Genomic DNA, 6209 nt, shown 5'->3' on the forward strand with positions numbered 1-6209 from the left:
CAGATCGAAGATGGCCCGCGGAAGTCGCGGGAGGGTTTGATTTCTCAAACCTGCCCGATCAAGGAGNNNCTGGGCCTCCGCGTTGCTGCGTGTCGCACTGAACTTGGACTGAGCCTGGCGTCTGTCGCCGAGGCCGTTGGGGTCCACCACTCCACGCTGTCGAGACTTGAACGCGGCCAACAGGACCTCGGCGCGAGTCATCTCCCGATGCTTGCCCAGGCCCTCGACGTCAGCGTCCGTGTGTGGTGACGTGTGACGCAGCGATCTAACTTGAGGACGCGTATCTTCGAAGTGTCTGGCGGCTCGGGCGGCGCTTACCACCTCGATAGGACTAACGCCATGGGTGACACCGCCGACATCCCGTACGACGAGCAAGCACCAGAGCAGCGGGCCGTGACCCGGCACCAGTGGGATGTCGACATCAGGGNAGCCTCCGATGAGTCCGTAATTCGTCGCAGCGGGGCGCGCTAGCCGATGGAAAGCCGATCAGCCGCGCCTATGCCTGGCTGAATTCTTGGCAGCGCAGTCATACATTTGCGCAAGCGCAGCAGGAGGCCCACTCACGACATTGGATCGAACAGAGGAGGTCACGCCTCGGGGCAAGTCTTTCCGGCGACGATCTGAAGGCTATAGCGAACCTCTTGCTGAAGTTCTTGCCCGTCGTGCAGATAGTTGACGCGCACGGCCCCAGACGAGCCTGCACCGGTCCGCGCGCGGACGCCGACCCAGAGAAACCATGTCTGGGCCGGCTTGATAACCGCGCCGGGAACAGACTGACCTTCCTCCTTTAAAGTCTCTTCGGCCCCGGGATAGGCGGGTGGCCACTGAGACCAGACCAGCCCATTCGCTTTCTTGTCGCTAGGCACGATCGCTGCGCCAACGATCTCCAGTCCCTGGGCATCGATCAGTTCTGCGGACTCGAGCGTGACGTCTGACTGAGTAGTGTTCTTGAGTAGTGCCTGCCCGAACGTCTTCGGCTCGCTGCCATTCGCTTGGCAAAGAGTCCACGCCGATCCGACATCGAGCGCCTCGCCGGTCCGGACTCCATTGCTCGAACAGCTCGCCGTGGCCGCGACCAACAAGGCAACGGCTAGGACCGCCGCGACCCGTCGAGACTGGGACGAAACCCGTACAGGTGAACCTCTCACGTGAGCCCTTGCATGGCGATGACTCGGGCGTCACCACCGGGGAAGTCGGCGCTGCCGCACAAGTTTCCAGCCGTCGTGAAACTCCATTTCTGCTCAGCCGCGGTCGTGANNTCGTGCCTGACGAGCCCGCGGCGTAGGGAGTGCAGTTGGGTGTTGCGAGCGTGCTGCGACCCGTTCGGGTTCGCGTACCGCCCTCGTGCTTGATGGGGCGCACAGTCACTTCGCTGACGCCCCTCGTGGGGTAGAACGTGCAGTACTTGCCGTACGAGAACTGAGTGTCGAAATTCAGGTACTGCGGAGTAGTAATCTTCGGGAACTCGACCTTCAGGGTGTGTTCGCGAGTTACTGCATCAGAAGCGGTGAAGATGCCGTCGACCTCGATAGCGGTCCCGAGCGACGTCGACGCCAGAGTGCTGTAGACGAACTCTGATTCTTTCCCGCTCACCCTGATGAGGGCGTTGCCGACGTTGACCCAACGGTTTCCGAGATTCTCGATCAAGGTGGTGCCGGTGGACGGGCAGACCTCGTCCTGACTGGCCTTGGTGCTCGTCGGCGAAGGCACGTCCGTCAGCGCTTCCGCTTGAGACTTCGACTCTTCGTCGGACTCACCCACGGTCTGGCCAGTCGCCGAGTACGACCGCTTGCCGGCTGTAGCCGTCGTCGAAGGCGCATTTAGAGCGACTTCGGAGCCGCGCAAAACGTCGCCCGTCCTGCTGTCGACCACGGCCGCAGATTCAGGCACACCGTCAGCCACACGGGAGTCCGCGAGCGTCACCGTCCGAGTCACGATGCCTTCTGACCCGAGGTCGCCGACGACGTCAATGTCGAGGTACTTCTCGCCATGCATGAGGTTCGTGATGTCGGCGATGTCGCTCGCAAGAATGTCGACCTGCCCCGTCCGTGAGGTCGCGCGTCGCGCGATCTCCACGCGATCAACTTGCTGTCCCACCCTCACATCGGCAAGGTCCTTTGCCGATGGCCACGCGTAGAGGGTGACGGGGACATGTGCTGCCGGGTCGCCTTGCGCATCAGCGACCCCGACCGAGACGACGACCTCGTCGTCAGCAGAGGCGGTTGCGCTCTGCCAAGTCAGTCCCACAACTGCCACCGCGCCCACGACTGCGCTGACTCCGATTTTTTGTGCGCCCAACAAGCTTGTACGCATGCCTCGACCCCCCGAGATTGGTTCCGCTCAAGCAAGCGGTGCCCGCAGTTTCGGCGTTCAGGTGGCCGCCGTCAAGGATTCAGTAGATGGCCACACCGTTTCGAGACGAACGTAGGTACTTCTCGACCTTGTTGTCATTATTCGGCTTCTGCCATGTTATCGACGCCGTTATTGCCTGACTGTCACACGATGTCGAGGTCGCCCGACTCCGCCGAAGAGGTTCGCCTCGAGGACGACCGTCGGATTGGCGCGCTACCGGCCTGGCGCGACGGATCTCCCGCGCCGCGTCCTCCCGTCCGGAGGCACGAGCGCACCCTCAGCGGTGCGCGGTGGCCTCGAAGAGGTGGACCGCCGCGTCGACGATGTCGTCGGGCTCCGCCTCGACGGCACCCTCGAGCCAGTCGGTCACCAGCTGGGCGATCCCGCCGATGAACATCGTGGCGGCCAGCCGACCCTCGGGCTCGTCCCAGGCGCTCGGCCCGTGCAGCGACCGCGACTCCTGGGCGGTGAGCGCCACGAAGTCGCGCAGCAGCTCGGCGCGGCGTGCCCGCAGCGCCGGCAGCGCGACCGACTCGATCATCGCCACACGTCCCTTGCGGGGGTCGTCGGTCAGGATGCGCACGAAGGCCGCGAGACCGGCGCGCACCCGCTGCTCGGCGTCGCCCTCGGCCTGCTCGAGCGCCGAGACCGACGCGGACGCGATCTCGGCGGCGACCGCCTCGAGCACCGCCGTGAGCGCCGCCTCGAGGTTCGTGAACTGCTCGTAGAAGTAGCGCTCGGAGAGTCCGGCGGTCGTGCACACCCGGGTCATCGTCACCGGTCCGGCCGCCTCGGTGCCCCACACCTCGAGGGCAGCCTCGAGCAGCCGTTCACGCCGCTCCCGCCGTCGCTCCTCGTGCGTCCGTCCGCCGTAGACCCCTGCCTTCACCGCCATGTCGACATCATACGTGGATATTGACAGGACGCCCTTCCTGAATCAGGATGACCCGTGATGCAGGTCACTCCTGGAGGTCCCATGACACAACCGGTGGACGCCCCGTACCGACGCGGGCTCCCGTGGGTCGGGCAGACGCTGCGCTACGTACGCGACCCGCTCGCGATGATGCGCGACCAGCACGACCGCTACGGCCCCGTCAGCGAGATGGACTTCATCGGCGACCGGTGGACCGTGCTGCTCGGCCCCGACGCCTGCGAGGCAGCGTTCCGCAACGCCGACAAGGCCTTCGCCAGCGGACCAGGATGGGGGCGGCTGGTGGGGCCGTTCTTCGACCGCGGGCTCATGCTGCTCGACTTCGAGGAGCACCACCGCCACCGCCGGATCATGCAGGCCGCCTTCACGCGCGACCACCTCGCCGGCTACACCGCCGCCCTGCAGGAGCCGGTCCGCCGGACGATCGCCGCCTGGGAGCACGGGCCCGACGTCCAGGTGTACCCGGCGCTCAAGTCGCTCACCCTCGACGTCGCGACCGAGGTGTTCATGGGCGGCGTGGAGCCCGCCGACCCCGGCGAGCTCGACCGCGTCAACGCCGCCTTCATCGACTGCGTCCAGGCCGCGACCGCCCTCGTGCGTCTGGACGTGCCGTTCACCCGCTGGGGCCGGGCGCTGCGCGGACGGCGACTCCTCGAGGACTTCTTCGCCCGCCACCTGCCCGGCCGCCGCGACGGTGACGGCACCGACCTGTTCTCGGTGCTGTGCCGCCTGCGCGACGAGGACGGCAGCACGTTCAGCGACGACGACGTCGTCAACCACATGATCTTCCTGCTCATGGCCGCGCACGACACGTCCACCATCACCAGCTCGACCATGGTCCAGCTGCTCGGCCAGCACCCCGAGTGGCAGGAGCGCTGCCGGGCCGAGGCGATGGCCCTTCCGGAGCACCCGACCCTCGACGACCTCGACACGCTCGTCGACATCCCGCTGGTGATGAAGGAGGCGCTGCGGCTGGTCCCGCCCGTCCCCGTGGTCGCCCGGCGCACCGTGAAGGAGACCGAGGTGCTCGGCCGATGCATCCCGGCCGACCGGCTCGTCGTCGTGATGATGCACCTGTCGCACCACCTGCCCGAGCTGTGGCCGGACCCGGAGCGCTTCGACCCCGAGCGCTTCGCCGAGCACCGCCGCGAGGACAAGGCCCACCGGCACGCGTGGGACCCGTTCGGCGGCGGGGTGCACAAGTGCCTCGGCCTGTTCTTCGCCGGCGCCGAGGTGAGCTCGATCCTCGTGCACCTGCTGCGGCACCACCGCTGGAGCGTCGACCCCGACTACCGGGCTCCGCTGAGCTACCTCTCCCTCCCGTTCCCGAAGGACGGACAGCCCGTCCACCTCTCACCCCTCCCCCAAGGAGCGACATGGCACGCACGCACCAGCTGACCGGCAGCACCGTCCTCGTCACCGGCGCCGCGCGCGGCATCGGTCTGGCCACCGCCGAGCGGTTCGCCGCGGCCGGGGCCCGCGTGGTCCTGGGCGACCTCGACGACGACCTGGTCGACAAGGCGGCGCGCTCCGTCGGTCGCGGCGCCGTCGGCCACCGCCTCGACGTGAGCGACCGCGCGTCCTTCGCCGCGTTCGTCGCGTTCGCCGAGGCCGAGGTCGGGCCGGTGGACGTGCTCGTCAACAACGCGGGCATCATGCCGATCTCCCCGCTCGTGGACGAGACCGACGACGCCACCGACCGGATCCTCGACGTGAACCTGCGCGGGGTCATCACCGGCACCAAGCTCGTCGTGCCGGGGATGATCGCGCGAGGTCGCGGTCACGTGGTCAACGTGGCGTCCGGCGTCGGCCGCATCGCCCTGCCGCACGGCGCCACCTACAGCGCGAGCAAGTACGCCGTCGTCGGCTTCACCGAGGCGATGCGCACCGAGCTCGCACCCCAGCGCGTCGACGTCTCGGCGATCCTGCCCACCGTGGTCGCCACCGAGCTGGGCTCAGGCATCCAGGCGACGCGCGGCATGCGTCCGTGCCGCCCCGAGGAGGTGGCCGACGCCGTGGTGGCGGTGGCGCGGAAGCCGCGCTTCGAGACCTGGGTGCCGCGGCACGCCAAGGCGATCTACTACGGGGCCAACCTGCTCCCACGACGAGCGAAGGACACGCTCGGTCGGGCCCTCGGCACCGACGGCGTGCTGGCCGACGCCGACGAGGAGATCCGCGACGCCTACGAGCAGCGCGCCGCCCACTCCTGAGTCCCCGCGTCTCGGAGCGTCATCGGCCGATCCGCCGTCACTCGGACGACGGTGCTCCGAGGCGCGAGGGGTCGGGGTAGCGCGCCGACAGGGTGTCGCCCGACGAGGTGCCCGTGAGGCGGCGCTTCACCCACGGGGCGGCGTGCGTGCGTGCCCAGTCGAGGTGGTCGGCCCGGGCTTCCCGGGGCGTCCGTGCCGGCGGGTCCACGAGGGGCAGCGGCTCGAGGTCGTGCGGCACGCCCAGCTCGTCGAGCACAGCGATGGCCATCCGCTGGTGGCCGGCCGACGACATGTGCAGCCGGTCGTCGGCCCACATCCTCGGGTCGCGGTACTCACGCATGCGCCAGAAGTCGACGAGTCGCGTGCCGTGCCGGTCGGCCACCTCGCGCACCAGCTCGTTGTAGATCGCGAAGCGGCCGCGGCCGGCGGAGAAGATGGGGAAGCCCGCAGGGTCGAACGCGGTGAACAGCACCACCGTCGCCCCCGTGCCCGCCAACGTCCCGACAGCGTCGTCGTACCGGGACACGAGCGCGTCGATGTCGACCTTGGGGCGCATGATGTCGTTGCCGCCCGCGTACAGCGAGACGAGGTCGGGCCGGGCCGCCACGGCGGGCTCCAGCTGCTCGTCGAGCACCGCGGCCAGCTTGCGACCGCGGATCGCGAGGTTCACGTAGCCGAAGCCGTCACCTCCCCCGCCGACCGCACCGCGGCCGAGC

The 6209-nt window shown here is 68.3% G+C and carries 6 protein-coding genes; 3 read left to right on the forward strand and 3 right to left on the reverse strand.

Annotated features, from left to right (window positions below):
* Positions 1-69 precede the first annotated feature (69 nt).
* A complete protein-coding gene (locus tag ASF38_RS19565; protein ID WP_369815147.1) occupies positions 70-249 on the forward strand; it encodes a helix-turn-helix domain-containing protein in 180 nt (59 codons plus the stop codon).
* A 338-nt stretch (positions 250-587) separates the two neighbouring features.
* On the opposite strand, the gene ASF38_RS18620 is transcribed toward ASF38_RS19565, so the two are convergent.
* Both ASF38_RS18620 and ASF38_RS02575 read right to left on the reverse strand, forming a co-directional pair.
* Complete coding sequence (locus tag ASF38_RS18620) at positions 588-1082, reverse strand: hypothetical protein (RefSeq protein WP_156364865.1); 495 nt, start codon at positions 1080-1082, stop codon at positions 588-590.
* 1547 nt (positions 1083-2629) lie between these two features.
* On the reverse strand, positions 2630-3247 hold the full coding sequence (locus ASF38_RS02575) for a TetR/AcrR family transcriptional regulator (RefSeq protein WP_055963777.1): 618 nt from the start codon (positions 3245-3247) through the stop codon (positions 2630-2632).
* Between the two features lie 81 nt (positions 3248-3328).
* On the opposite strand from ASF38_RS02575, the gene ASF38_RS02580 reads away from it, so the two are divergent.
* Complete coding sequence (locus ASF38_RS02580; protein WP_200914375.1) at positions 3329-4681, forward strand: cytochrome P450; 1353 nt, start codon at positions 3329-3331, stop codon at positions 4679-4681.
* Positions 4660-5493 (forward strand): SDR family oxidoreductase, encoded by an 834-nt coding sequence (locus ASF38_RS02585; protein WP_055963773.1) that lies wholly within the window; start codon positions 4660-4662, stop codon positions 5491-5493. The genes ASF38_RS02580 and ASF38_RS02585 overlap by 22 nt, the downstream gene beginning before the upstream one ends.
* Positions 5494-5530: 37 nt before the next feature.
* Here ASF38_RS02585 and ASF38_RS02590 read toward each other — a convergent pair.
* On the reverse strand, positions 5531-6209 hold a 679-nt coding region (locus ASF38_RS02590), incomplete at its 5' end, for an SGNH/GDSL hydrolase family protein (protein WP_056573438.1).

The organism is Aeromicrobium sp. Leaf272 (assembly GCF_001422865.1).
GTDB lineage: Bacteria > Actinomycetota > Actinomycetes > Propionibacteriales > Nocardioidaceae > Aeromicrobium.

Bases quoted from the DNA above. Each gene is read 5' to 3' on its own strand.
- ASF38_RS02585 (WP_055963773.1), top strand. From the start codon at position 4,660: ATGGCACGCACGCACCAGCTGACCGGCAGCACCGTCCTCGTCACCGGC.
- ASF38_RS02575 (WP_055963777.1), bottom strand. From the start codon at position 3,247: ATGGCGGTGAAGGCAGGGGTCTACGGCGGACGGACGCACGAGGAGCGA.
- ASF38_RS02580 (WP_200914375.1), top strand. From the start codon at position 3,329: ATGACACAACCGGTGGACGCCCCGTACCGACGCGGGCTCCCGTGGGTC.